Consider the following 22,682-nt stretch of genomic DNA (forward strand, 5'->3'; position numbering starts at 1 on the left):
TTACAATATATAACAGTAATGTTATTAAAGGTAGGTAATTTAGGATAGAATTAACTATATATACTTAAATAATCGAATTTAGTAAAATGATGAAAGTACTATGCGAGAAGAAAGGGTTTTTATTGAAAATGAATAGAAGAAAACTAGTTTCAAATATTTCAATTGCTGTGTTATTAGTTAGTTTAATTGCATTCATATTTATGAATAAAGAATCTAAAATTAAAGATTTTCCAGTGCCAATGTCAGCAATTCATATTAATGATGATAATGAAGAGGATTATAAATATATAAGTGTAATGCCTATTAAGAAGGTAATTGGATGGGAGGACTTAGGCGAAAACGGGCATACTGTTAGTTTTAAAAAAGGGGAAAGGAAGGTAACGATATTACATTATCCGGGAGAAATTACATATTATATATTTGAAAAATAATTGATAATGAAAGAGATAGGAAGTGAATAATATTGTAGGATTGTTTACTTCCTATCTTTTTTGAATTTTAATTCTGAATTATTTGAATTATAATTACTATGTGTATAGAATAAAATAATATTTAGTATGGAGATGAGATGATAATTTGCCAAGTATAAAAAAGATAGGTCGTTTTTGTCCTACTGATGATGAAGGGTATATTATAAATGATGCACATATTGAAAAAGTTCAACCTATATTTATGGTGGTAATACAAGAAATAAAAAATACCTGTTGTGAATTGTTACAGGATGATTTACACAGTGTTTATATAAGAGGCTCAATTCCAAGGGGGATTGGAATTGAAGGAATTGCAGATTTAGATGTGATTATAGTGGTACGAAAGGATCCTAAATTAATAGACTTAAGCTGGCGAAAGAAACTAGAAGTTCAAAGTTTGCAAAAGTTTAATTGTATAGCAGGAGTGGAATTGAGTTTTTACAGTGAAAAAGAAGTGATAAATTCCAAGAGTTTTTCTTTTATAAGCTTCATGATACAGACACATGGAGTATGTATATTTGGTGAAGATGTAACATTGTCTTTACCTAAATATAAAGTTAGTCAGGAGTTAGCCTATGAACACCTTATTCAATTGCGGAAACAAATTGGACAAGCACGCAAAGAATTAATTCATAATAAAGGCGTGGATGATATTGCGGATTGTTGCCGTTGGATAATGAAGATCATAATCAGAGCAGGTCTAGCATTAACTATTGATAGAGAAGGGCTGTATTCAAGAGATTTATACCCAGCGTATACACTATTCAGTAAGCATTTTCCCGAACAAGAAGAAAATATGAGAAAGGCATTACAATATGTAATTGAACCGATAAATGATATAAATGAAATTTTATTATTTTTAAATACGTTTGGTGAATGGCTGATAGAAAGAGCGGATGCTTTTTTGAATACTATAGATAACTAGAAGAATATAATCATGTTATGTAAACAAACAAATGATCTAAATGTTCGTGATTTTGCAGACTATTATGGGATCCCGGAAGATGTGACAACAGGAAGTTCAAATGGATGTTTAGCAGCGTATCTTTTAAAGTATCGTAATTTTTGGAACAGAAAAGATAAATCTGTGTGTTGAACAAGGATACGAGATGAAAAGGCCTTCTTTAATACATATAAGAGCTGAAGAAATAGAGAGTAAAAATAATATTCGTTTAGGGGAAAAAGTAGAAAGTATTGCAGATGGGAAATGGAATGTAAGATAAGGGGGAATTAAAAATGTTACTAAAAACAATCTACTGTAAGGTAGCAGAAGAGAAAAAGGAATTGTTTTCAAGAGCACAAGAAAAATGGCGTGATATACAGCACTTAGATGGTTTTCATGGACAATTTGGTGGATGGAATGAAGAAGAGGCATGTGTATTTACTTTATGGGAAGATAGAAGTAAATATCAATCATTTATGAATGGTGCTCACGATACAATTTATTTAAATAGTAAACAAGAGGATACGTTCCTTTCATGTGAAATTGAATTGTTTCAAACGTTATATGATATAACTAATACGCCTTTGAAAGATGTTGTTACAGAAGGATCATTCGTAAGAGTTGCTATATGTGATGTAAAGATGGGAAAGGAAAAGTATTTCTTACATAAACAAGAAACAATTTGGAATAAAGGAATGGAAAAAGCAAAAGGGATGTTATGTGGAGTAGTTGGGAAGTCTTTAAAAACTGAAAATCGTTACATCGTGTTAACTTATTGGAAAGATGAAATGGCACATCAAAATTATGTAGAAGAGATTTTCCCAGAGTTGTATAAACTAGCTAATATTCATGAGGATTTAGAAGATATAAGAGGAAAACAAGCTGTATGTAAGGAAGAATGGCTTGTATATTAAGTGTACAAAACGTGCATAAATGAATGTATAATAAAGATATTTTCTTATAAATGAGTAATTAATAGAAGACGTCATATACCCTTTCATGTTAATATATTTAAGTTATAATAGAAGGCTTACCCTTTTGTATTGTACGGTAGTAGCAGTGTGAGCTTGAAATTTTGTTTAGAAAAGGATGTGCCTAATTTGCGTATCAATAAATTTATTAGTGAAGCTGGAAAAGCGTCTCGACGTGGAGCAGATAAATTAATTAATGAGAGAAGAGTAATTATTAACGGTAAGGTTGCAAAAATTGGTGACCAAGTAAATCCAGGTGATGATGTACGTGTAAATGGAGAGCAACTTCGAATTGCTCGAGATCACGTATATATTGCTTTAAATAAACCAGTAGGTATTACATGTACAAGTGAAAAATCAGTAAAAGGTAATATTATCGATTTAGTGAATCATCCTTTACGAATTAGTCATATTGGACGTCTCGATAAAGACTCAGATGGCTTAATTTTGTTAACGAATGATGGCGATATCGTTAATGAAATTTTACGTGCGGAAAACAAACATGAGAAAGAATATATCGTTTCAGTAGATAAGCCGATTACACCAGAGTTTTTAGAGAAAATGGCAGCTGGTGTAAAAATTTTAGATACAAAAACGCTTCCATGTGAGATCACACAGTTATCAAAATATGAGTTCAAAATTATTTTGACACAAGGGCTAAATCGCCAAATTCGCCGTATGTGTGAAGCTTTAGGTTATCAAGTATACACGTTAAAACGTACGAGAATTATGAATATTGAATTGAATAATTTACCAATTGGACAGTGGAGAGATTTAACGAAGAAAGAGAAAAGACGTCTATTTTCAGACTTAAATTACGAACCACAAGATTGGTAAAATTGTGAAGTGAAACCAAAAATCTATTTTTGGTTTCTTTTTTTATTAAATAAAATTTTTTTTTAACACTTGCAAAAATAAAATGAATAAGATATAGTAAATAACAATTAATGGATGTACTTATAAAAGCAAAGAAAAGGACACGAGTTATTTTACCCGGTTATACAGAGAAGGAAGGAAAGCTGAGAACTTCCTAACGCAGAAAAATAACTTACCACCTTAGAGCTGCACTGGGGAAATTAAGTATCTAGTGCCGTGTAAGCGACGTTATCGCAAAAGAAGCCATTACATTTTGTGATGGGAATCTGGGTGGAACCACGGATATAAGCATATTCGTCCCTATTTTAGGGATGAATATGCTTTTTTGCATTCAATTTCATAATAAGCGAAGAAAAGGACACGAGTTATTTTATCCGGTTATACAGAGAAGGAAGGAAAGCTGAGAACTTCCTAACGCAGAAAAATAACTTACCACCTTAGAGCTGCACTGGGGAAACGAAGTATCTAGTGCCGTGTAAACGACGTTACCGTAAAAGAAGCCATTGTATATTTACGGTGGGAATCTGGGTGGAACCACGGGTATAAGCACGCTCGTCCCTATTTTAGGGATGGGTGTGCTTTTTATTATGAAATGGAGAGATGAAAAATGAAAGAACAGATGATTGAAATTAAATTTCCGGATGGTAGTGTTAAAGAGTTTGTAAAAGGAATTACTTTAGAAGAAATTGCTGGATCCATTAGCAGTAGTTTAAAAAAGAAAGCAGTCGCAGGGAAAGTAAATGATCAGCTTTTTGATTTACGAAGAAACGTTGAGGAAAATGCAAAAGTTGAAATCATTACTATAGATTCAAATGACGGTGTAGAAATTGCAAGACACTCTGCTGCACATATTTTAGCGCAAGCTGTAAAAAGATTGTATGGTGATATAAATCTTGGAGTAGGGCCTGTTATTGAAAATGGATTTTATTATGATATGGATCTTCCAAGTAGTGTAAACATTGAAGATTTACCAAAAATCGAAAAGGAAATGAAAAAGATTATAAGTGAAAATATAAATATAGAGCGAGTTGAGGTTTCTCGAGAAGAAGCAGAAAAATTATTTCAAGAAATGAACGATCAATTGAAATTAGAACTTTTAGAAGCAATTCCTAATGAGGAAAGTGTAACACTTTATAAACAAGGTGAATTTGTAGATTTATGTAGAGGACCACATTTACCATCTACTGGTTATTTGAAAGCATTTCAATTAACTCACGTTTCTGGTGCATATTGGCGAGGAGATAGTAACAATCAAGTGCTTCAGCGTATATATGGTGTTGCTTTTGCTTCTCAAAAAGAGTTAGAAGAGTATTTGCACTTTGTTGAAGAAGCAGCAAAGAGAAATCATCGTAAGTTAGGTAGTGAACTGGAGTTATTTATGTTTTCTGAAGAGGCACCGGGAATGCCGTTTTATTTACCGAAAGGACAAATTATTCGTAACGAATTAGAAGCATTTTTAAGAGAAATTCAAAAAAAGTACAATTATCAAGAAGTACGCACTCCGTTTATGATGAACCAAGAATTATGGGAGAAGTCAGGGCACTGGGGACATTATAAAGATAATATGTATTTCTCAGAAGTGGATAATAAAAGTTTTGCATTAAAACCGATGAACTGTCCAGGACATATGCTTATGTTTAAAAATAAATTGCATTCTTATCGTGAATTACCGATCCGTATGTGTGAGTTCGGTCAAGTGCATCGACATGAATTTAGTGGTGCGTTAAACGGATTATTAAGAGTACGTACTTTCTGCCAAGATGATGCTCATTTATTTGTAACACCAGAACAAATTGAAGATGAAATTAAATCAGTAATGGCACAAATTGATTACGTATATAAAACTTTTGGATTCGAATATGAAGTAGAGCTGTCTACTCGTCCAGAAGATTCAATGGGTGACGATAAATTATGGGAGCAAGCAGAAGCGGCGTTAGCAAATGTATTACATTCATTGAATTATAAATATAGACTAAATGAAGGTGACGGTGCATTTTACGGACCGAAAATTGATTTCCATATTAAAGATGCTTTAAATAGAAGTCATCAGTGCGGAACAATTCAGCTTGATTTCCAAATGCCAGAGAAATTTGATTTGAATTATATAGATGAGAAGAATGAAAAGAAAAGACCAGTTGTTATCCATCGAGCAGTTTTAGGATCTTTAGATAGATTTTTAGCAATATTAATTGAACACTTTGGAGGTGCGTTCCCAGCATGGGTAGCACCAGTTCAAGTGAAAGTAATTCCAGTTTCGAATGTAGTACATGAACAATATGCAAATGAGGTTGTAAATAAATTAGCGCAAGCTGGTATTCGTGTTGAGCAGGATATGCGAGATGAAAAATTAGGATATAAAATAAGAGAAGCACAAATGCAAAAAGTACCGTATGTTCTTGTTATTGGAGATAAAGAAATGGAAAGTAAAGCTGTAAATGTACGTAAATATGGGGAAGAAAAGTCAGAAGTTGTTTCGCTAAATATATTTGTGGCAAATATGGAAGAGGAAATAAAGAATAGAAAATAATAATTGATTAGAAATTACACCATTTTAATAAAGTGAACCCGAATAGTGGTAAATGAAAAAACACCTCCTGAATTGGCATACTAAGTATGTAAATTCAACGGAGGTGTTTTTCATTTGAAGATGAGCGTAAATTGCTCAGAATAAGCAAGGTGGCGAGTGATTGATTTTATCCCGCATTAACGGGCAGTAAGACCCCCACCTCAAAATTCAGCTGAAGCAAAGAAGTTAGGTGGGGGATCAACTGCCCGTAAAAGCCCGATTGGTTCAACTAATAATCAGTGGGGGATGAACAAAACCCCCACTGATTAAAGTTTCACTTTATATTGACAGGCCTCCAGTATTTTAGATGTATCTAAAACACTGGAGGCCAATTTATTTTCTAGTTAGTCATTTATTAAATGGAAAGCTGGTTAAATTGTCTTACAGATTTTCTGCAAACAATTCTGGTAAAAATATACTGAACTGACTCATTTCTTCTACATTGTGTTTATATAAACCACTTAGATTAATAAATGGGGGTAATCCTTTTGGGAAAATGAATGTAGAAGTCATTACTGTACCGTCTTCGGATTTTTCGTATTGGTGTATTACTTGTGAAATTACATGGTCATCATCATCTAAACAGGAACCCATTAAAACATGGCTGTAATGGGTGTTTATAGGACAATCTTTAGGATCTTCCCATCTAATTTTTAGTGGGAATTCAAGTCCATCCCCCGCAGATTCAATTGAAGCTGATATGGCTCCTATATGTCCATGTACTTTAGGGTCAACTAACCATTTAAAATCGACATGTTCTTCTGGGTGCCATAGTTTATATCGTTCAGAGTTATCAATATTATCCCACCACCAGTCAATCATTTCTGGTGTTACGTTTTTCAAATCATGTTCAACTACTAGTGATACTTGGTTTTTCATTTTTGTTCCTCCTATTTTTTAACCGACACAGTGTTGGTTATTTATATTAAGTATTATAGTAGGTGTATCTTCTAGGTTCAATAAACAGAAATAGCGGATCTGTTGTATTCTGAACAACTTATATAAATATGTCTAGAAAAATTTAGGAAGGAAAAATTTACACATCAATGTACTGATATACGTATAGCTCGTCCTAAAGAAGCAATACGTGATGCACGAACTGAATTAATAGATGAGAAAGGGATTGATTCTATTACATTTAAGGATATTAAATCTAAAGCCAACATTAATCAAGGGACATTTACTCCGAATTAAAAATGTTTCTCAAATTAAGACATGGATGAAATGGTATCGTACAGATCAACCTTATCGTTTTCAACCAATCCCCTTGGAAATGGGCCAAAAGAGCTAAGTGAATTGGAGCAGATGGTTTAGGTGTTTGATAGGTGTCATGTTTTGGGGTTCACTTCATATTAAAGCGGTGTTTTTCTACCTTACAAAATTGTAAGGTAAATGTAAGCGAAATCGAGGGAACGAGTTGTAGAAAAATGAGAATATGAAGTAGGCAAAAGGTTCATGGTCCCCGTGTAATTATTTTTGTTTGAAAAATTAAAAAAATATTAAGGATTTACATGAGAAAAAGATAAGAAATATATGAGAAATTTATACTATACAAAAGGGATGGAGTGAAAGAGATGTCAACAAATGTAGTGACTGTAGAAAGTGTAGAAAAAACGTATGGGAAAAAGAATGAAAATCAATCGAAAGCGTTAAGGGGTGTTTCATTAAGTATTAAAGCGGGAGAATTCGTCGGGATTATGGGTCCTTCTGGATCTGGAAAAACGACATTACTTAATGTGATTAGTACACTCGATCAAGCGACAGGTGGCAGTGTGACAATTGCGGGCACAAATATTACTTCTATGAAGGGGAATGCATTATCAGATTTTCGATCTCAAAAATTAGGATTCATTTTTCAAGATTTTAACTTACTAGAAAACTTATCAATTTATGAAAACATTGCTTTACCACTTTCTTTGCAAGGTGTACCGTCAAGTGAGATTACAGGAAAGGTAAATGAAGTGGCAAAGAAATTAGGGATTACCGAAATTTTAACGAAATATCCGACTGCTGTTTCTGGTGGACAAAAGCAAAGAACAGCGGCAGCACGAGCTTTAGTACATAATCCGGCAATCGTATTAGCAGATGAACCGACAGGAGCGCTTGATAGTAAAAATGCAAAAAGCTTATTAGAAGCGATGCAAGATTTACATGAAAATCACAATGTAAGTATTTTGATGGTTACACACGATGCATTTAGTGCGAGTTATTGTGAGCGTATTTTATTTATTCAAGATGGTCTTCTATATAAAGAATTAAAGCGTCAAGGAACGCGAGAAAATTTCTATCAAGACATTTTAGGTGTGCTTGCTCATATGGGCTCAGCTGCTGAGTCTAAGTAGGGGGCGAGACAATGTTATTCAAATTATCACGTCATAGTATGAAAAAAATGTTGAAAGATTATATGGTTTTACTTATCGGTCTCGTTATTAGTATTAGTATTTTTTACATGTTCCAAACGATGGCGATGAATAGTGAATTTACGAAAGATAATAGTCTGATTAGTAGTATTAGACTCGTATTCTGGGTAGGTGCAATACTATTATCTTTCATTACTGTATTTTATATTATATATGCCAACTCTTTCTTGCTCACATTAAGAAGAAAAGAACTCGGTATGTACATGATGCTTGGAGCGAAAAAGAAAAAAGTAGCACAGTTATTATTTATTGAAACATTTGGTATGGGTATTGTTAGTATTATTATCGGTATTTTAGTAGGAATGTTACTAGCAAGTGTAGCAGGAAACTTTTTAATGAATGGCATGGAAATTTCAGCAAAAGGTAGTTATTCATCTGTATATACACCAGCAATTATAGTTACAGCTATATTCTTTTTAATACTATTTTTTATTACTGGTTTAATGAATAGCATCCGTTTATTACGTAAAACAGAACTAGAGTTAATTCGTGAAGATGAAACATTAGATGAAGTGAAGAAAAGTAAAACTCGCATTATTATAATGACTGTACTTGGTATATTACTAGTAAGTATAGGGTACTATTTTATGGTGAATATAAAATTATTTGCGGAAGTCGGTTTTATAATAGCGACAATCGTTACAACACTTGGAACGTATTTTATTTTCAGTTCATTGCTCCCATTTTTTGTGATGAAAATTAAAGGGAATAAAAAACGAAATGAAACGGGTTTAAATAGTTTTACATATGCACAGCTACGCTTTCGAGTAAATAGTTTATCGAGAGTATTAGGCACTGTAGCGATGCTAATTGCATTAGGTGCAGGTGCAATGACAGCGGGTATGGCATTTCAAAAAAATGTAGGTATTATGACAGACTTCTCACGTGTTTATGATGTTGTAATTCATGATCCAAATGAACAAGATCAAGCAGCATTAAAAGAAATGGAAATTGTTGAGGAAAGCAAGTATAAGTATAAAGTAGATGGAGAAGCGGTTTATTACTTACGTAACGACTTAACTGCAAAACCGCCACTTGTTTCCGATCATTTTGATACAAAAACTTTAAAAGAGCCTGCACGTAAACGTGTGGCTGAAACTTTAACTGAACCGGTCTATTCTGCTTTGGAAGCTCCCGAAGCAGCGAAAAAGTTTCCTCCTATGCCAAAAGATTGGGAAGATGCAGTTGTAAGAGAAATACAAATTACACATAATCAATTTAACGGAAAACCTGTAAGAATTGCTGATGAGGAGCATTATAAGGCAGTTCAAGGAACAGAACATAGTGTAACGTTAGTAAAAGTAGACGACATGAAAAAATATAAACCATTGTTGCTCGACATAGATAAGAGACAAAAAGAATTAATTGAAAAAACAACAGGTGCAAAAGTAGATTTATATACGAAAATGACAATTTATCAGTTCATGAACAGTTTCATGAGCGGAACAATGTTTATGGGATTCTTCCTCGGAATTGCCTTCTTAGCAATGATGGCAAGTTCCCTTATGTTCAAAATATTAACAGGTGCTTCTCGTGACGTACGTCGTTATGAAATGTTACGAAAAATCGGTGTGAGACGCAGTATGTTAACAAAAAGTATATATAAAGAAATTTCATATTTATTTATCTTCCCAGCGATTATTGGCATTTCCCATGTGTTAGTAGGGCTTAACTTATTCAGCTTTATATTAGTTGACCCATTTGTGAAAGTCTGGGTGCCGATAGGGATTTTCTTAGTCATTTACTTTATTTATTACTGGATAACGGTTCAATTGTATAAAGGTATGGTAATGCCGAAAGAAGAGGTAGCGAAATAGTTTAAGAAAAGAGTCCTTGTTTTGAAAACAAGGGCTCTTTTATAGTATGTAATGAATCAAGAAGGAAAATGTTGGATAATGGTCGGAAAATATAATAAAGCTTCCGAGAAATGACGGAAATCGCTACGTTTTGTCGAGGGAGGAGTGATTTCATTACAAGGTATAGGCACAATACACGGTGTTTATTTCTGAATATTCATTTAAATAAAAGGGGTAATAGTTATGTTTATTCGAATTGGTAAGTGGTGTGGGGTTACATGTTTACAATTGTTTGCCGCATTTATTTGTATTCTTTTTTTAGGGGCGCTACCACGTTTATTTAAAGGACTGCAAATTGATTTAATCGGTTTTTGGAACACAGTTGTGTTTCTTGGAGAGAAGTTACTTCAACCGGGTGAAATTACTTATGGATTTCGGAATTCAAGAAAGTTATTTCCACAAATATGGATTCATTATGTAGAGACAATGTTTGTGTTCCTTTCCGCATTTATACTATCTTTACTTATTGCATATTTTATCGTCGTGTGGGTATTACAACGCTCGCAATCAAAGCAACGAATATGGAATGGAGTTTTTGTAGCGCTTGAAAGTATTCCAGATATTTTATTAATTTTACTATCTCAGCTTCTAGTAGTAATTATCTTTCAAAAAACAGGACTTATGCCGGTGAAACATGCGGGGTTGGGTGAAGAAAAAGTACGCATGTTACCAATAATATGCCTTGCTATACCTACAACATTATTATTTATTAAGCTACTATTATTACGTTTTAGGGAAGAATTAGAGAAAGATTATAGTATATTTGCCAAGAGTAAAGGATTAAGTTTAAGACATATTTTGACGCATCATATTTCAAGAAATGTCTTGTTAACAACAGTCTATTATGCAAAAACAAATATTTTATTTATGTTATCAAATTTATATATTATTGAATGGCTATTTAATACGTACGGCATGTTTGTTTTTGTAAAAGAAAATTCTAAATTAGAAATATTTACAGTGAGTTTAGTTATATTATACGTACCGCTTTTTATACTATTTCGTATATTACATACGCTGCTGCAAAATGTTATAAAGGAGCGTGTGTAACATGTGGCAAGTTGTAAAAAGAGATGTTAGATTTTGGATAGGTGTTACTTTTTTGAGTGTATTAATGATTGTTAGTATTGGAAATACGGTGTTTTTTGACGGGAATATTCGTGAAATAACGATGATGTATAACGAAAAGGGAGAATTAGAGGCTGCTCCGTTTTCACCATCTAGTAAATTTTGGTTCGGAACTGATGTGAAAGGACGCGATCTTTTTCAATTAATAATAGAAGGGGCAAAATGGACCGTAGGAGCGAGTATCGTAATCGCAGTTTTACGTGTAGTAATTGGCGGAGCTATTGGCTTATTACTTGGTATGTACAGTAAACGTTCATTTCCAGTTATCTCATCTTTTTTTGATCCGTTTAGTATCGTACCGATGATTATGATTTCCTATTTTATATTAAAGGAAGTTTTAATGTTCGACAGTGGGGAGGCAGCTGCTCCGTTTCATTTGCGAGTTGCATTTCAAATTTTAGTTCTTACATGTCTGGCAGTACCGACAGTTATGTTGTATGTAGCGCAAGAAGTGAAGCGTATTAAGAAAGAAGAATTTATGTTGGCGGCAACAGTGCTTGGAGGAAGTAAGTGGCAGAGACTGAAGCGCCATGTATGGCCACATATGTTACCATCTTTTCTTTTATTAGTAGCTCAACAATTTGTAAGTGTGCTATTACTTCTTATGCATCTTGGTTTACTTAAGTTGTTTTTCGGAGGAACGATAATGTTTGGATTAGATCCAGATAGTGTAACAAAAGAATGGACAGGCTTAATTGGCCAAAATTTCCGTCACTTAACTACACACACATGGATTGTACTAATACCAATCGCTTTCTATAGTATGACAATATTGTCAGGAAATCTGATTAGTAATAGTATGCAAGATGCGATAAAACTAGGAAACGCAAGAATGCCAAAGAAGAAGGATAAAGAAGTTAAAGTAGAGAAATCATCGCAGCCTACCGTGAACGATTTTTCATTTCATAGAGAGGTATCAAAATAGAGAAAGGTAGCTGAAAATAATAAGTTTTCAGCTACCTTTCTTTTATATTTTAAAGGGGAGGTAAAACTGCAAATACTTGTTTATCCGGAAAAGCAATTTTCCCAGCAAGTGCACCAGGAAAATTATAATTTCCATTTATAAAAATGAATCCATAGTAAAAAAACTAAAAATAGGTATATGAACAAGGTGCATCATCTATTGATAGGTCATATTTTGTTGGTGTACGTATTGAACTTAGTTTATAGCGCTATTTCTACTTAGATTTAACAAACAGAAATATAGGAAAGCATCGATGGGGTTGTAGTTAACAAACGGAGGTTATGAAAATGAATAATTTTCAACAAGAACTACAAGCGTTAAGCCTGAATGATTACCATTCTGGAAATATTGTGTATTGGGACCAGCAAAATCAATATCCATATTACTATATAGAAGATGCTGCTCGTCGCTGTGGCGGTTGTGGTCGTTGTGGCGGTTGTGGTCGTTGCGGTGGTGGTGGATTTCGTTGTGGTGGATTCCGTTGTTTTGGTTGCTTCGGTTGCTTTAGTTGTGGCGGCTGTGGCGGTTGTGGTGGTTGCTCTAATTGTTTTAATGGTTTTACTGATACTACTGGTACTATTGTAACATATGAATATTGATAAGAGACAAAATGAATCCATTTTGAAAAAGATTGATTAAAACGGATTCATGCTTTTTAAAGCATTATACAATTTTTATAAAAAGCGCTAACAAGTTTGCAAACGAACTGGCTAACACGTATACGAAATAGATATAAAATATCGCTGATATGTCACTTGAAAAAACAGACTTAATTAAGTAGATAATATTAATGTGAATACTCGAAAAATCATTCGTGATATTAGTAATAGTATGCAAGATGCAGTTAAGCTAGGAAATGTGAAAAGGCCGAAGAGGGAAAATAAAGAAGTGAAAGTAGAGAAGAAAATACAGTCTAATGTGAATAATTTTTCTTTTTATAGAGAGGTACAAAAATAAAGAAAGATAGCTGAAGACAAATTGTTTTCAACTATCTTTTTTCGTTTAAAGGGGAGGTAAATCAATCTTACCTTCTTCAAATAATTCTTTTATCATATGTTTCGTATAACCAGCCGCTTGACCAAATGTGATTTTTGCTGGCATTGGTGCTTCGTTTACATCTACAACTACATCAATAATACACGGTCTGTTTTGTTTGACTGCACTTTCGAAAGCAGGAAGTAGTTCATCTAAATTCTCAACACGGTATCCAATACCACCACAAGCTTCTGCGTATTTTGCAAAATCAGGGTTTGTTAAGTCTGTACCAAATTCGATATTCCCCATAACCTCTTGTTCGAATTTAATCATAGCAATTTTATTATTGTTCAATACGACAACAACGATTGGTAGCTTATATTTAACAGCTGTTACAAAGTCGTTCATTGTCATTCCAAATCCGCCGTCACCACAAACTGCAAATACTTGTTTATCTGGGAACGCAATTTTCCCAGCGAGGGCACCAGGTAAACCGCAGCCAAGTGTTGCAAGCCAACTAGAAATGATAAATTGCTGGTTTGTCATACGGAAGTGTCTTGCAGTCCATACTGTTACATTTCCGACATCGACTGATAGAATTGCATCATCTTCTGCTACTTGCTGTAAGGCATGCATAACTCGCTGTGGTTTAATTGGAGTGGAAGAGTCTTCTTCTTGATTGTGTAATTTTTCTTCCCACTTTTTCATCATTTCTTGATGGTGTTCTAAGAAAGTATGGTCTTCATGTTTTTCAACATTTGCAACTAACCATTTTAATGTTTTATCAGCATCACCAGCTAAGCCGATATCTGTCACATAACGCTTTCCGATTTGGGCAGGATCTGTATCGATATGAATTGTTTTTGCCTTTTCGGGTAAGAAACCAGTAAATGGATAAGAAGTACCAACCATAATTAAAGTATCCGCATGCTTCATTGCTTCATATGAAGGTTTCGTCCCAATTAACCCTAACCCACCGATGCAAAGAGGGTGTTCATCAGGAATAATTCCTTTAGCTGGTAAGGTAAGTACGATTGGAGCACCAATATGTTCTGCAAATGCAAGTAAAGATTCTCTCGCATGTTTTGCACCTTTTCCAGCTAAAATAACAGGCTTTATCGCTTCATTTATCGCGAGTTTCGCGGCAGCTAAATCTTCTTTTTGCGGAAATAGCTCAGGGAGTGTAAAAGAAGTGTTTGTAACACGAGCACCATTTTTCACTTCGAATTTCGGAACATCATCTGGAATAGTAAGAACCGATACACCTTTTTTCGTATATGCCATTCGAATTGCTTGATTCACGACAGCAGGTAACTGTTCTGCAGACATAATGCGCTGGTTATAAACCGCAACATCATCAAACATTCTTTCTAAGTTTACTTCTTGGAAAAAATCGGTTCCGAGTAAATCAGATTCTACTTGTCCTGAAATTGCTAACACAGGGGCTTTATCGAGTTTCGCATCATATAAACCATTGAGTAAATGGATTGCACCTGGTCCTGCAATAGCCATACATACGCCTAGTTTTCCTGTTAATTTCGCATAGGCAGCCGCAGCTAATGCGCCAGCTTCTTCATGGCGAACTTGAATGAATTTAATTTTATCTTGTTTTTTTCTTAAAGCTTCAATAATAGAATTGATGGAATCTCCAGGCATTCCGTATATGTGTTCTACTCCCCAGTCAATTAATAGATCAACTAATGCTTCACCGGCTGTTTTTCCAAACATAATTGTTCCTCCTTATAAATAGGTAGATAACAATATGATTTGGAGAAAAAGGGAAAATATACAAATAAGAAAATGTATTAGCTTTAATGATGACCAGAGAATAGAGTAAACACTGTTATTAGTAAAAATCCACTAGTTGCCCACGTTAGAAATGAAAGGAAAGAGAGCTGTTTCTTTGCCTTCCAAAGCATTTCATGAATTGTGACATAGCCAAGTGAACCGATAGCACTTCCCATAATGAGTCCTTGCAGGTGAAGAGCTTTTCCTTCCATCAAAATTCCAAAAACAGTACCTGTACCGAGAATAAGAGAAAGTAATAAAGTTGTTAATAAGAATGAAATATATTTATGCTTTGTAAAGAGAAAGGGGATAATTAAAGCTAATCCTTCTGGAATATGGTGAATGACGATTGCCATTAAAAAGGGAATGGCAGAGTCAGCATGATTAATAAAAGCTGTACCTAACGCAAATCCACTTGGTATATTGTGAATGAATATAGCGAAAGAAAGAAAAAGGAAAGTTTGCCATGCTTGTTGATCTTTTTTATGTACCATTGGATGATGACAATAGTTATCTAATAAGCTCATAACTAAAATACCGATAGCTATACCAAGTATAGGCCCAATTTTTTCATAGCTTGAAAATGTTTCAGGAATAATTTCAAGTGATAATAACCCAAGTAAAATACCGCCACATAATGCGTATAAACGATGCATTTTTTCTTCAATTAGCTGGCGTGTTGCCACTCCAACTGCCCCCCCTAATAGTAATCCACCGAACGAAAAAAACGTAACAATCATTGGAATCCATAATCGTTCCATCGTATCACACTCCGATTCTATACCCTTGTTTTTAGCTTACGAGAAGGAAAGTTAGATTAGTCCAAATTATTATGATTAATTATAGAGAAAAAACTGTAAATTCATTATAATTTATATATTGAATTGAAATGGAGAATATAAATGCAAACAAAATGGAGTTTATCTGAATAAGAAAATCCAAAACGATATGATATTGAAAATAAAAGTTTGTCAGATTTTCCGTTCTTACTATCATAGGCACAAAAACTAAATATACAAAATGAATGGATTCTAGATATTGCTTGTGGAACAGGAAGAATTACAATTCCATTTATAGAAAACGGATATCAAATGATCGGTGTAGATATACATGAAGGAATGCTTGCTGAAGCGAAGAGAAAAACTACGGATTGTAAGAAGGTAAAATGGTTACAACAAGACTGCTTACAATTGAACATTGAAGATACCATTTCGCTAGCATTTATGGTAGGGCATGGATTCCAGCATTTCCTTACGAATATTCATCAAAATCAATTATTAACATCTATTCATCATGTGGTAGCTGAGAATGGTATATTCATATTTGATACACGTTTCCCTTCAAAAGAAGAATTAATACAACCATCTACAGAAGAATATTCGACAACTGTTAATGATGAAAAGGGTAGGAAATGTGATTTATATACTGAAATGACATACGATTCAATTCAGCAAATACAGCACTACATAACAACAAGAAAGTTTTATGAGGGTGATACGCTAGTAGAAGAACTAAAAACAACGATTGATCTTCGTTATACGTACCCGCAAGAATTAGAAAGATTGTTAGAATTGAACGGGTTCGAGTTGCTACATATATATAATGATTGGGAAGGGAATGAGTTAGGAGAGGATTGTTATTCAATGGTGGTTGTTTGTCGGAAGAAATAATAGTATAAAAAACCTCTAAGGATTAAATTGGTGTCTTACATAATTAGTATTTTAAATAAATGATATTATTTTTAGGAGGGTGAAAAAATGTCCTGGTATTTAGATAACGTTTATGAGTTAAATAAAGAATCTCCATATACATTTTATGTTCCCGGTGCAGAAGTTTTGGAGAAATTAAAGGTTGGAGATTTGGTAAAGTTAATTTTTGTAACTAAAAACGAAGAAGAAGATGGGTTTCATGGTGAAAGAATGTGGGTTGAAATCAATGAAAGAAATGATAAGAAGTTTGTAGGGAAACTGAGCAATAATCCGTATCGTTTAGATTTAAAAGTAGGTGATGAAATTTCATTTGGAATTGAAAATATAGGTGATACGGAATATAATGATCCAGCTTCAAAAGATTGGGATTTTTATTTTGACACGAAGGTAATTGTTAGTAATGATGTACTTGACAAAAGAGAATTTAACTTCATGCTTAAAGAGGATCCAAGAGAAGAGGGTGACTCTGGTTGGTCAATATTAAGTGGCTATGAAAGTGATGACTATGTAAATAATCCTAAAAACTTTCAAATTATTTCAATTGGCGTCATATTGAATATGGATGATTCTATTTTAGAATTTATTGGGGAACCGCCTTTATGTGCATATGAAAGAAATGATAGAGGTAGATTTTATAAGATTAAAGACTATGATTGGGATACTTATTTAAATGGATAGAAGAAGTTACTACGTTTTAAAGAAAGCAATATATATTATTTCAAGCTATGCGCTGGTACAGATAATAATTGAAGAGAGTAGTAGTAAATGGAGGGATTAGTTATGCAGCAAATTAAAAAAATAGGAAACTCATTTTGGTATATGACACCTGTTTCCGAAACAGATAGACCTATATTAGGAATGGTCGTTGGAAAAGAAAAAACTTTAATGATTGATGCAGGGAATTCAGAAGCACATGCACAATTATTTTTAGAAATGTTAAAAGAACAGAATGTATCAAGTCCTGATTTTGTGGCACTAACGCATTGGCACTGGGATCATATTTTTGGATTGTCTGTACTACAAAATGCATTAACTATTGCACATACTGAAACGAAAAAGGAGATGCAGACATTAGTATCTTATGAATGGACAGATGATGCGTTGGACGCACGAGTAGAAGAAGGTACAGAAATTGAATTTTGTGCGGATTGTATCAAAAAAGAGTTTAGTGGACAACCAAGAAATATTAAAATTATCCCACCGAACTTAACGTTTCAGAATCAACTTGAATTAGACCTTGGTGAAGTGACATGCGTGTTAAAACATGTTGGCGGAGATCATGCACATGACTCTGTTGTTATGTATATGAAAGAAGAAAAGATATTGTTTTTAGGAGACTGTATATATGCTGATATTTTTTCTTCGAAGTGGAATTATACGACAAAACGAACGTTTAAATTAATAGATGAATTAGAGAAATTTGATGCTGGGACATATATTCTTTCTCATGGGACAGCTATAAATCGGGATGAGTTTTTACAAGAGATGCATTTGCTGAAAACAGTAGGAACTTATACGGAAATACATAAAGGCGATGAAGAGAAGATAAAGGAAGCTTTTAAACGAGATATAGATAGAGAATTAAATGAAGATGAACTAGAAACAATAACGTTTTTTGTAAATGGCTATGAAATGAACAATCTGTAAAATACAAATCTAATCAAATAACATTAAATTACACAAAAAGAGTATTGAGAGTAAGTGCAATACTCTTTTTGAAATTAAATTTGAAGTGATGAAAAGTCATCAATAATTTCCACTACTTCAATTTTCCCATTAATCAATAGCTCAGGAAGTTCATTTTTAACGTTTCCCTTCCAATACTCTTTAGCTTGTTCAATTTTTTGAGAGAATGGAATACCATCTTCTTTCGGTAAAAGATTACCGTCACCTTCAAAAGAATTTCCAGTTACTTGTAGTTTAACAATCTGCAAAACTTCTCGATTGTAGGAATCAAATAATGCTTTCCATTTCAAAGCATCTTCATAGTTTTTGGCAGCATATAAGCAAGATAATCTGGAAGGGTATTCAGGATATTCTTGTAGCCTAACCATTTCTACAATCGTTTCTCTGACTGCTCTAATTGTTTGATCCATATAACTCATAACTACTTTCACATTTTCATTTTTTAAATATAATCCGCCATTTGTATAATGATTTTTTAAAATTTGTATCGAATCTTCACCGTTAGAATTTAATTGCTCTCTTTCAAAAAAGAAGCGATATAGGGTATTCGTTTGATTTTTGTCAAAATGAATGATTTGCCCAATACTCATTTTTTTCCTTGTAACGATGTGATAAGCGTAAAATTCTGCTTCATGCATGGTAATCCTCCTAGTAGTTATATATTTCAATGTTAAATTTAATAATTCAACATTGAAATATATAAAACCTCTATAAATAAAAGTGAGAGTTCGAGTTGAGAGGAAAAAAACATATGAAAACGTTTTAAATTTGTTCACAAAATGTTCACTTACGAAGAGGTTTCCGATATCGATATAATGACAAAGACTCAAAGAGAAGGGATGATGAAAATTGCCAACAACAAGAAAGGAAAATCTCCAATTTGGCATGATGATGTGCCTAGGGATGGTTATCGTAATGACGTTTTACAATGTATTGATGAATGGAGCAGGAGGACCAATTCATATTAAGGAGATCGTATTAGAACTACTCATTGGATTTATAATTGCACTATTAATTGAAATATGTATCGTTGGACCTTGTGCGAAAAAAATTGTATTCGCGTTACCGTTTGATAAATCGAAGAAAATAAATATTATTGTTGCGATGGCGACAGCAATGGTAATCGGAATGGTGTTCTTTATGTCATTTTTCGGTATAGCTATGATGTATTTACATAATGGGCTACATGGCGACTCATTTATTTCTATTTACTTTTCAATTTTTATTAAAAACTTTATGATGGCGTATCCACTACAATTAATCATTATGGGACCGTTAGTACGTTTCTTATTTACAAGGTTTGTTATGAAGAAGAAATCTGTTACTATAGCGTAAATTTAATTTATAAAATATTATATATCAATATTCTAATTAAAGCGCACCTCAAATATTCTGGGGTGTGCTTTTTTTGTTCATTCCTAGCTATTTTCAAACTGATGTGACATTTGTCCTTTTGCCTTTATAGGGTTATAGCTTTTAATTAAGTCAGGAATAAAAGATGAGGAGATGATTTTTTGAAAGGTATTATATTTGCTATTTTTGCTGGTTTATTTATAACACTTCAAGGAACCTTTAATGCGAAACTTAGTTCACATATCGGCATATGGTCAACGAGTATTATAACTCATTTAATTGGGTTTCTTATTGCAACTACTGTATTTTTGGTAAAGAAAGAAGAGAAAGTAACAGATTTAAAGGGTGTGAAAAAAGTATATTTAGCAGCCGGTGCATTTGGTGGTTTGATTATTTGTGCAGAAACTATGGCGATATATTCAATGGGAGTTACATTAACAGCTGGAACACTTATGGTTGCACAATTATTAACAGCAGCTGTTATTGAAATGAAAGGACTGTTTCATATAAAAAAGATACAAATGGAGAGATGTCACATTGTGGGAACAATAGTAATGATTATAGGTATTGCTATATTTAATATGTAAAGGAAAGGAGGAAATGAAAGTGGAGAATAAATCAGAATTAATTATGCATTATTTGAAAACTTATAAAATACTTGAGGTTTTTTCGGAAATAGACACAGATTATTTTCAAGTAAATCATTTTAAAAAAGGTACACTTATTTGTGATAAAGATGAGGGAATTCATCGTTTATATTTTGTTGTTAAAGGTAAAGTAAAAGTTTACACGATTACACCAGAAGGAAAGAAACTAATCCTTCGTTTTATTAATCCATTGGCGGTTGTTGGCGATATTGAATTAATACAAAAAAGTAAGACACATAATGTCGTTGAAGCTTGTTCAGATGTTATAGCTATCTCCATTTCTAATACGGTAATTAGAAACAAGTTAATACAGGATCCTATATTTATGAACTTCCTACTTGAAAACATTGCGAACACATTAAAGATATCGACTCGTTTTACAGCTCTTAATTTACTTTATCCAGTAGAAGTACGTGTAGCTAGTTATTTACTTTCCATTTCTACTGATAGTAATGGGAATATGTATAAAGAGGATTTGGATGCAACTTCGGTATCAAGTATCGCAGATTTTATAGGAGTAAGCTATAGACACGTAATTCGTGTGTTACAAAAATTTTATAATGAAAAATTAATTGAAAAGAGCAATGGAGTTATTGTAATTAAAGAAATTTCTAGAATGAAGGAAGTCGCGAAAGATAATATATATGAGTAATAAAAGGGAGAGAAAGATTATGATTGGATTTAGTTTAGCTATATTTGCTGGAGTATTAATTAGCTTACAATCTGTTTTTAATGCAAAAGTGAATGAAAATGTAGGGCAGTGGTTAACAACTGCATGTGTTCTTGGAGTAGGTCTTATAAGTTCGGTTTTATTTTATATCATAACAGAGAACAGTATTAGCATAAAATTTTATACTACAAATTATTTATTTTATGTAAGTGGATTGTTTGGCATTGGATTAATTATTTGTATAATGGGTGCAATAAAGAGTTTAGGTCCAGCGTATACGGTGCTAATTAGCCTTATTACTCAATTGGTCGTTGCCTTATGCATTGATTCATTCGGATTATTTGGAATGGAGAGCATTCCATTACAAATAAATAAATTAGTTGGCATAGGCCTATTAATTGTCGGGGTAGGAATTTTTAAAAATCTATTTTCGAATAAAAAAGATATCCATATAAATGAGGATAGTGTCTAAAGAATATAAAGGGAAAAAGTGTTAATGGTCAGAACTTATACATTTAGATAGTAATAAGTGAGCGATAAGGAGAGCGAGAAATAAATGATCCAGTTTATGTTGCAAGATGGTGCACACTATTTGAAAATCAATGGGATTTTGCATTGGTGTAAAGTTGCAGGGAGAGCTCATAATACAGTTCCTCTTATTATTGTACATGGTGGTCCAGGTGGTAATCATTATGTATTCGAAAGAACACTTGGGTTGAGGTTAGAAGGAAATAGGACTGTTGTTTATTACGAACAAAGAGGATGTGGACGAAGTGAGGCACCACAAGATGATGGTGAGTACTCAATCAATACTCTAGTGGAAGATTTAGAGGAATTAAGAAAGCAATTAAATGTAGAGAAGATAAATTTGTTAGGCTACTCTTTTGGTGGACAACTTTGTTTAGAGTATGCTTTGAAATATCCGAAAAACATTGAAAAAATGGTATTACAAGCACCATTATTAGATGATTTTAATGATATGTATACGGTGCAGATAGAAGGTTTTCTACAAATAACGAAAGGAGAAATGAAAGAACAAATATCGAAAATAAGTAAGTCGGAAATTGCGTTAAAAGAAAAATACAATCAAGTTTGGAGTATAGTTGATACAGTAACTATAGATCGATTATTGTTTAAAAATGAAGAATTTGCAAAGTTAAATCGCAGTCTTTGGAAGGAAAGTAAGTTAAGTAATACAGGGAAGATGAGTAAAGTTATTTTTGAAACAAAATCACCTTTACCGCTTATTGGGCGCATTAAAGATTTAGAAATTGATACGTGTGTCATAGTCGGGGCGCATGACTATAACACGGGTGTAGGAATGAGTAATAGAATATCGAGACAATTGAAAAATAGTAAACTTGTTATATTTGAAAATAGTGCGCATTTCCCAGATATAGAGGAGACGGATAAAGTATGTGAAACGATTATTGAGTTTTTGGAACGATAGGGGAATCGCTAGCATTTTGGAAAATCCTCACGCTAAGAGCATACGAAATTTTATACAGTTTTTTGACGAATCCAATAGCAAAAAATAACATTAAAACCGCATCAGTATAGGAATGTATAAAAAACGCATAGATCCATAGAACAAAAAGGTGCTTCGCTGGTGAGTGTAGGGTGTCTCCTTTCTCTTGCTACTGATAATAGGACGTTATGT

The 22,682-nt window shown here is 33.2% G+C and carries 22 protein-coding genes, 3 pseudogenes and 2 other annotated features; of the genes and pseudogenes, 21 read left to right on the top strand and 4 right to left on the bottom strand.

The window, feature by feature from the left end; genetic code table 11:
- Positions 1 to 86: 86 nt before the first annotated feature.
- From BAQ48_RS00725 to thrS, 6 genes are all read left to right on the top strand, one after another.
- A complete protein-coding gene (locus tag BAQ48_RS00725; RefSeq protein WP_071709608.1) occupies positions 87 to 431 on the top strand; it encodes a hypothetical protein in 345 nt (114 codons plus the stop codon).
- 145 nt (positions 432 to 576) lie between these two features.
- Positions 577 to 1,395: a nucleotidyltransferase gene (locus tag BAQ48_RS00730; RefSeq protein WP_071709610.1), complete on the top strand. Its 819-nt coding sequence runs from the start codon at positions 577 to 579 to the stop codon at positions 1,393 to 1,395.
- A 12-nt stretch (positions 1,396 to 1,407) separates the two neighbouring features.
- Complete coding sequence (locus BAQ48_RS28065; RefSeq protein WP_071709612.1) at positions 1,408 to 1,566, top strand: PhzF family phenazine biosynthesis protein; 159 nt, start codon at positions 1,408 to 1,410, stop codon at positions 1,564 to 1,566.
- Between the two features lie 140 nt (positions 1,567 to 1,706).
- Positions 1,707 to 2,327 (top strand): YdbC family protein, encoded by a 621-nt coding sequence (locus BAQ48_RS00740; RefSeq protein WP_071709613.1) that lies wholly within the window; start codon positions 1,707 to 1,709, stop codon positions 2,325 to 2,327.
- 186 nt (positions 2,328 to 2,513) lie between these two features.
- Positions 2,514 to 3,221 (top strand): pseudouridine synthase, encoded by a 708-nt coding sequence (locus BAQ48_RS00745; RefSeq protein WP_071709615.1) that lies wholly within the window; start codon positions 2,514 to 2,516, stop codon positions 3,219 to 3,221.
- Between the two features lie 122 nt (positions 3,222 to 3,343).
- Positions 3,344 to 3,565, top strand: a binding site (T-box leader).
- 35 nt (positions 3,566 to 3,600) lie between these two features.
- Positions 3,601 to 3,823 (top strand) — a binding site (T-box leader).
- Positions 3,824 to 3,867: 44 nt separating this feature from the next.
- Positions 3,868 to 5,787: a threonine--tRNA ligase gene (gene thrS, locus BAQ48_RS00750; protein WP_071709617.1), complete on the top strand. Its 1,920-nt coding sequence runs from the start codon at positions 3,868 to 3,870 to the stop codon at positions 5,785 to 5,787.
- 420 nt (positions 5,788 to 6,207) lie between these two features.
- Here thrS and BAQ48_RS00760 read toward each other — a convergent pair whose 3' ends face one another.
- Complete coding sequence (locus BAQ48_RS00760) at positions 6,208 to 6,705, bottom strand: DAPG hydrolase family protein (protein WP_071709619.1); 498 nt, start codon at positions 6,703 to 6,705, stop codon at positions 6,208 to 6,210.
- A gap of 304 nt (positions 6,706 to 7,009) precedes the next feature.
- On the opposite strand from BAQ48_RS00760, the pseudogene BAQ48_RS00765 reads away from it, so the two are divergent.
- From BAQ48_RS00765 to BAQ48_RS26605, 7 genes and pseudogenes are all read left to right on the top strand, one after another.
- A pseudogene (locus BAQ48_RS00765) lies at positions 7,010 to 7,134 on the top strand (IS3-like element ISBt2 family transposase); the annotation flags it as partial.
- A gap of 266 nt (positions 7,135 to 7,400) precedes the next feature.
- Positions 7,401 to 8,168, top strand: coding sequence for an ABC transporter ATP-binding protein (locus tag BAQ48_RS00770; protein ID WP_071709621.1), 768 nt, complete (start codon positions 7,401 to 7,403; stop codon positions 8,166 to 8,168).
- 11 nt (positions 8,169 to 8,179) lie between these two features.
- Positions 8,180 to 10,063: an FtsX-like permease family protein gene (locus BAQ48_RS00775; RefSeq protein WP_071709623.1), complete on the top strand. Its 1,884-nt coding sequence runs from the start codon at positions 8,180 to 8,182 to the stop codon at positions 10,061 to 10,063.
- Positions 10,064 to 10,285: 222 nt separating this feature from the next.
- Positions 10,286 to 11,152, top strand: coding sequence for an ABC transporter permease subunit (locus tag BAQ48_RS00780; protein ID WP_071709624.1), 867 nt, complete (start codon positions 10,286 to 10,288; stop codon positions 11,150 to 11,152).
- A gap of 1 nt (position 11,153) precedes the next feature.
- On the top strand, positions 11,154 to 12,155 hold the full coding sequence (locus tag BAQ48_RS00785) for an ABC transporter permease (protein WP_071709625.1): 1,002 nt from the start codon (positions 11,154 to 11,156) through the stop codon (positions 12,153 to 12,155).
- Between the two features lie 326 nt (positions 12,156 to 12,481).
- Positions 12,482 to 12,793, top strand: a complete 312-nt coding sequence (locus BAQ48_RS00790) for a heterocycloanthracin/sonorensin family bacteriocin (protein ID WP_071709626.1) — start codon at positions 12,482 to 12,484, stop codon at positions 12,791 to 12,793.
- Positions 12,794 to 13,013: 220 nt separating this feature from the next.
- Positions 13,014 to 13,151, top strand: a pseudogene (locus tag BAQ48_RS26605) (peptide ABC transporter permease); the annotation flags it as partial.
- A 45-nt stretch (positions 13,152 to 13,196) separates the two neighbouring features.
- On the opposite strand, the gene BAQ48_RS00795 reads toward BAQ48_RS26605, so the two are convergent.
- Both BAQ48_RS00795 and BAQ48_RS00800 read right to left on the bottom strand, forming a co-directional pair.
- Positions 13,197 to 14,897, bottom strand: coding sequence for a pyruvate oxidase (locus tag BAQ48_RS00795; protein ID WP_071709627.1), 1,701 nt, complete (start codon positions 14,895 to 14,897; stop codon positions 13,197 to 13,199).
- A gap of 83 nt (positions 14,898 to 14,980) precedes the next feature.
- Positions 14,981 to 15,718 (bottom strand): ZIP family metal transporter, encoded by a 738-nt coding sequence (locus BAQ48_RS00800; protein ID WP_071709628.1) that lies wholly within the window; start codon positions 15,716 to 15,718, stop codon positions 14,981 to 14,983.
- Positions 15,719 to 15,910: 192 nt separating this feature from the next.
- Here BAQ48_RS00800 and BAQ48_RS00805 point away from each other — a divergent pair.
- The 3 genes and pseudogenes from BAQ48_RS00805 to BAQ48_RS00815 all read left to right on the top strand — a co-directional run bounded on the left by BAQ48_RS00805 (position 15,911) and on the right by BAQ48_RS00815 (position 18,313).
- A pseudogene (locus tag BAQ48_RS00805) lies at positions 15,911 to 16,627 on the top strand (class I SAM-dependent methyltransferase).
- Positions 16,628 to 16,714: 87 nt separating this feature from the next.
- Positions 16,715 to 17,344, top strand: a complete 630-nt coding sequence (locus BAQ48_RS00810) for an immunity protein Imm33 domain-containing protein (protein WP_071709629.1) — start codon at positions 16,715 to 16,717, stop codon at positions 17,342 to 17,344.
- A 102-nt stretch (positions 17,345 to 17,446) separates the two neighbouring features.
- On the top strand, positions 17,447 to 18,313 hold the full coding sequence (locus BAQ48_RS00815; protein WP_071709630.1) for an MBL fold metallo-hydrolase: 867 nt from the start codon (positions 17,447 to 17,449) through the stop codon (positions 18,311 to 18,313).
- Positions 18,314 to 18,387: 74 nt separating this feature from the next.
- On the opposite strand, the gene BAQ48_RS00820 is transcribed toward BAQ48_RS00815, so the two are convergent.
- On the bottom strand, positions 18,388 to 18,990 hold the full coding sequence (locus tag BAQ48_RS00820) for a DUF2441 domain-containing protein (RefSeq protein WP_071709631.1): 603 nt from the start codon (positions 18,988 to 18,990) through the stop codon (positions 18,388 to 18,390).
- 211 nt (positions 18,991 to 19,201) lie between these two features.
- On the opposite strand from BAQ48_RS00820, the gene BAQ48_RS00825 reads away from it, so the two are divergent.
- The 5 genes from BAQ48_RS00825 to BAQ48_RS00845 all read left to right on the top strand — a co-directional run bounded on the left by BAQ48_RS00825 (position 19,202) and on the right by BAQ48_RS00845 (position 22,472).
- Positions 19,202 to 19,687 (top strand): DUF2798 domain-containing protein, encoded by a 486-nt coding sequence (locus BAQ48_RS00825; protein WP_071709632.1) that lies wholly within the window; start codon positions 19,202 to 19,204, stop codon positions 19,685 to 19,687.
- Positions 19,688 to 19,866: 179 nt separating this feature from the next.
- Complete coding sequence (locus tag BAQ48_RS00830) at positions 19,867 to 20,292, top strand: DMT family transporter (RefSeq protein WP_071709633.1); 426 nt, start codon at positions 19,867 to 19,869, stop codon at positions 20,290 to 20,292.
- A gap of 19 nt (positions 20,293 to 20,311) precedes the next feature.
- The gene (locus BAQ48_RS00835) at positions 20,312 to 21,004 is read left to right on the top strand and encodes a Crp/Fnr family transcriptional regulator (protein ID WP_000428864.1); all 693 of its coding nucleotides are present in this window, start codon (positions 20,312 to 20,314) and stop codon (positions 21,002 to 21,004) included.
- 19 nt (positions 21,005 to 21,023) lie between these two features.
- On the top strand, positions 21,024 to 21,494 hold the full coding sequence (locus tag BAQ48_RS00840; RefSeq protein WP_000579000.1) for a DMT family transporter: 471 nt from the start codon (positions 21,024 to 21,026) through the stop codon (positions 21,492 to 21,494).
- 84 nt (positions 21,495 to 21,578) lie between these two features.
- Positions 21,579 to 22,472, top strand: coding sequence for an alpha/beta fold hydrolase (locus tag BAQ48_RS00845; RefSeq protein ID WP_071709634.1), 894 nt, complete (start codon positions 21,579 to 21,581; stop codon positions 22,470 to 22,472).
- The last annotated feature ends 210 nt before the right edge of the window (positions 22,473 to 22,682 follow it).

The organism is Bacillus luti (assembly GCF_001884105.1).
GTDB lineage: Bacteria > Bacillota > Bacilli > Bacillales > Bacillaceae_G > Bacillus_A > Bacillus_A luti.

Coding starts and splice junctions, on each gene's coding strand:
- BAQ48_RS00725 (WP_071709608.1), top strand. CDS start 87: ATGATGAAAGTACTATGCGAGAAGAAAGGGTTTTTATTGAAAATGAAT.
- BAQ48_RS28065 (WP_071709612.1), top strand. CDS start 1,408: ATGTTATGTAAACAAACAAATGATCTAAATGTTCGTGATTTTGCAGAC.
- BAQ48_RS00740 (WP_071709613.1), top strand. CDS start 1,707: ATGTTACTAAAAACAATCTACTGTAAGGTAGCAGAAGAGAAAAAGGAA.
- thrS (WP_071709617.1), top strand. CDS start 3,868: ATGAAAGAACAGATGATTGAAATTAAATTTCCGGATGGTAGTGTTAAA.
- BAQ48_RS00760 (WP_071709619.1), bottom strand. CDS start 6,705: ATGAAAAACCAAGTATCACTAGTAGTTGAACATGATTTGAAAAACGTA.
- BAQ48_RS00770 (WP_071709621.1), top strand. CDS start 7,401: ATGTCAACAAATGTAGTGACTGTAGAAAGTGTAGAAAAAACGTATGGG.
- BAQ48_RS00775 (WP_071709623.1), top strand. CDS start 8,180: ATGTTATTCAAATTATCACGTCATAGTATGAAAAAAATGTTGAAAGAT.
- BAQ48_RS00780 (WP_071709624.1), top strand. CDS start 10,286: ATGTTTATTCGAATTGGTAAGTGGTGTGGGGTTACATGTTTACAATTG.
- BAQ48_RS00785 (WP_071709625.1), top strand. CDS start 11,154: ATGTGGCAAGTTGTAAAAAGAGATGTTAGATTTTGGATAGGTGTTACT.
- BAQ48_RS00790 (WP_071709626.1), top strand. CDS start 12,482: ATGAATAATTTTCAACAAGAACTACAAGCGTTAAGCCTGAATGATTAC.
- BAQ48_RS00795 (WP_071709627.1), bottom strand. CDS start 14,897: ATGTTTGGAAAAACAGCCGGTGAAGCATTAGTTGATCTATTAATTGAC.
- BAQ48_RS00800 (WP_071709628.1), bottom strand. CDS start 15,718: ATGGAACGATTATGGATTCCAATGATTGTTACGTTTTTTTCGTTCGGT.
- BAQ48_RS00810 (WP_071709629.1), top strand. CDS start 16,715: ATGTCCTGGTATTTAGATAACGTTTATGAGTTAAATAAAGAATCTCCA.
- BAQ48_RS00815 (WP_071709630.1), top strand. CDS start 17,447: ATGCAGCAAATTAAAAAAATAGGAAACTCATTTTGGTATATGACACCT.
- BAQ48_RS00820 (WP_071709631.1), bottom strand. CDS start 18,990: ATGCATGAAGCAGAATTTTACGCTTATCACATCGTTACAAGGAAAAAA.
- BAQ48_RS00840 (WP_000579000.1), top strand. CDS start 21,024: ATGATTGGATTTAGTTTAGCTATATTTGCTGGAGTATTAATTAGCTTA.
- BAQ48_RS00845 (WP_071709634.1), top strand. CDS start 21,579: ATGATCCAGTTTATGTTGCAAGATGGTGCACACTATTTGAAAATCAAT.